Source organism: Roseburia lenta, assembly GCF_014287435.1.
GTDB classification, from domain to species: domain Bacteria; phylum Bacillota; class Clostridia; order Lachnospirales; family Lachnospiraceae; genus Pararoseburia; species Pararoseburia lenta.
On sequence record NZ_JACOPG010000009.1, the window covers coordinates 1 to 595 of the forward strand.

The following is a 595-nucleotide window of genomic DNA, read 5'->3' on the forward strand; positions in this document are numbered from 1 at the left end:
TTTCTCAGTTTTTACTGAATTTTTGGTTTGTTAATTCTCGGATGTCTTGATATTGAGAGTTGATTTTATTCAACTTTCTTTCATCAAAATCTATCTGTATGAAATTTTCAAGGTGCTATCGAATCTTCATTATCTAGCGAAGATTCAGTGGAGACGGAGAGATTCGAACTCTTGACCCCCTGCTTGCAAGGCAGGTGCTCTCCCAACTGAGCTACGCCCCCATATGGTAAATATTTATTTGTTTGTCTCTTTCGAGACAATGGGCTCAAGTGGACTCGAACCACCGACCTCACGCTTATCAGGCGTGCGCTCTAACCAGCTGAGCTATGAGCCCATATAACTGGCAACCACCTACTCTCCCAGGTCGTCTCCAACCAAGTACCATCGGCCGCTTAAGTCTTAACCATCGTGTTCGGGATGTATAACGGGTGTTTCCCCTAAGCGCATCGCCACCAGCAATATTAGGTTATCTCTTGATAACTCAACAGCGAAACAACTGCTTTACTCGATTTCCTTAGAAAGGAGGTGATCCAGCCGCACCTTCCGATACGGCTACCTTGTTACGACTTCACCCCAGTTATCGAGCCTGCCTTCG

The 595-nt window shown here is 45.5% G+C and carries 2 tRNA genes and 2 rRNA genes; all 4 read right to left on the bottom strand.

Annotated features, from left to right (window positions below):
- Positions 1-148 precede the first annotated feature (148 nt).
- Positions 149-221 (bottom strand) — tRNA-Ala (locus tag H8R94_RS12040).
- A gap of 39 nt (positions 222-260) precedes the next feature.
- Positions 261-334, bottom strand: a tRNA-Ile gene (locus H8R94_RS12045).
- 4 nt (positions 335-338) lie between these two features.
- Positions 339-457: ribosomal RNA gene (gene rrf, locus H8R94_RS12050) — 5S ribosomal RNA — on the bottom strand.
- 61 nt (positions 458-518) lie between these two features.
- A 16S ribosomal RNA gene (locus H8R94_RS12055) occupies positions 519-595 on the bottom strand; the annotation flags it as partial.